This is a genomic window from Moorena sp. SIO4A1 (assembly GCF_010672065.1).
In the GTDB taxonomy this organism is placed as follows: domain Bacteria; phylum Cyanobacteriota; class Cyanobacteriia; order Cyanobacteriales; family Coleofasciculaceae; genus Moorena.
Genome location: NZ_JAAHHX010000450.1, coordinates 1 through 1,870 on the forward strand (window position 1 = coordinate 1; position 1,870 = coordinate 1,870).

The window sequence follows — 1,870 nt, forward strand, 5'->3', positions numbered from 1 at the left end:
CCCTTGTGGTGCCACTAGCTTCAAAGACTACCAGGTAGAAATTCTTGACAATCCCACTCCCCCGGAAATCCTGTTTATCGACATCCAGCATTTAGACAGTGAAGCCAAAGAAGAAGCAGTAGCAGAAGAACTAGATCACTGGCTAAATTACGAATGGTCTTTGACTCAATGGCCACTCCATCAATTTTCTGTCATACGTCTTGAAGACTCAGTTTATCAGCTCTTTTTAGGCATCGAACACGTGATCTCGGATGGTCTGAGTAATCATGTCATTCTACGGGAATTTATGGAAATTTATCGCGCCCGTAGTTGTGGTGAAGAGCCCATACTCCCACCAGCCACCAGCCTCAAGGATTACGCTGAAGTGGTAGCAGCCATGAATGCTTGGCAGGATCCAGAGGAAGACCAAGCACTTGCGGAGTATACTGCTAGCCAAGGTAAAGAGTCCTATATCTGGAATCCTAAAGGTAAACCTGTTGACTACCAGAATTCCCAATTCTACAGCCATAAATATTGCCTGACCCAAGAGACCACAGATAAACTCATTGCCAAAACTGCTGAATGGCGATTGCCCGTGAATTCCTTACTACTAGGAGCATTTCTGCGAGCAGTTGTCAAGCTAGACTCCCATGACCTTAGGGTCACAAGCACAAATAACAATTTTCATGCTACCACTGAGGACTCTACCCCTTCCAAATCCCCGATTATTCAAATTCCCACCAGTGGCAGAATCTATCCTGGGGTAGATGCATCTAATGTCGTCAGCAGCTTTGCCCAAAATTTAGCCCTTAGCTTTACTCCGCCTCAGCCCGATGAAGACTGGCAAGCTCTATTAAACCGGATTCATCAAGTCATCCAAAATGGCATAGCCAGTGGTATTGACCGCGCCCAGACTCGCCAGATGGGCATGATCTTCAAAGAAAATATTGCTCTGGAAAATGGCCAAATTCCTGAACATACTTTACCTATGTTTCGGAGCGCGTTGAAATCCAATCTCTATTTCCCTTACACAGGACACACCCACATTAAAACTCAGTACGGTTCTGTTAATGTAACAGATTATCAAGCAGGTGGCATAAATGCTCCTGGAACTCTGGATATCTTACAAGAGGTATTCGATGGCCGTCTGCATATGTTTGCCAGTTACGACTACAACTGTTTTGCACTGTCCGAGATTGATAACTTAATGACGGAATACATTGCTCAGATTGAGGAATTAGTCTCACTGACAATTCAACCTGAGCAGCCATCCAAATCTCAGCAGCCATTACCAACAAATACCGCTATCGAGTCAACCCTGCGACAAGTAACAGAAGAAATCTGTCACTATCCCATCTCCGCTGATGAGATGGATCTAGACCTAGAAGCCGACTTAGGAGTAGATTCCCTAGAACGAATTCGGATTGTTACCCACCTAGAAAAGCTCTACGGTAAAGTCGATCGCCAAGGCTTACTCAGCTGTCGGAGTGTGCAAGAAATGGCATCCACCCTGAGCCAATCTTTTAAAGGTTGAAGGTTTAAGGTTGAAGGTTTAAGGTTGAAAATTGAATGTTTAAGGTTGAAGGTTGAAGGTTTAAAGTTACAGGTTCTTCGCCTTTGGCGTTCCCGAAAGGTAGGTTACAGGTTACCGGTTGAACGCGATCGCGTGGCCGAAAGGCCAAGGTTTAAAGTTTAAGGTTTATTTTTCACTGTTCACTGTTCACTTTTTACTGCAAATTGGAGGATTTATGGAGAGGTTAGCAATTATCGGCTCGGGAATTTCTGGGACACCAGCCGCTTATTATCTTCAAGACGAGTACGAGGTTGATGTTTATGAAAAAAGTCATAGAGTTGGAGGTCATGCTAATACCATTGACCTGTGGGAGGGAGA

Annotated in this window: 3 protein-coding genes; 2 read left to right on the forward strand and 1 reads right to left on the reverse strand. The window is 44.6% G+C overall.

From position 1 onward, the window contains the following. Positions 1-1,513, forward strand: a 1,513-nt coding sequence (locus F6K53_RS39335) for a condensation domain-containing protein (protein WP_293085364.1), incomplete at its 5' end; no start/stop codon positions are given. A gap of 4 nt (positions 1,514-1,517) precedes the next feature. Here F6K53_RS39335 and F6K53_RS39340 read toward each other — a convergent pair. Continuing rightward, positions 1,518-1,661, reverse strand: a complete 144-nt coding sequence (locus F6K53_RS39340) for a hypothetical protein (RefSeq protein ID WP_293085367.1) — start codon at positions 1,659-1,661, stop codon at positions 1,518-1,520. A 66-nt stretch (positions 1,662-1,727) separates the two neighbouring features. On the opposite strand from F6K53_RS39340, the gene F6K53_RS46280 reads away from it, so the two are divergent. Continuing rightward, positions 1,728-1,870 (forward strand): NAD(P)-binding protein (locus tag F6K53_RS46280; RefSeq protein WP_366511422.1); only part of this gene is annotated, 143 nt, incomplete at its 3' end.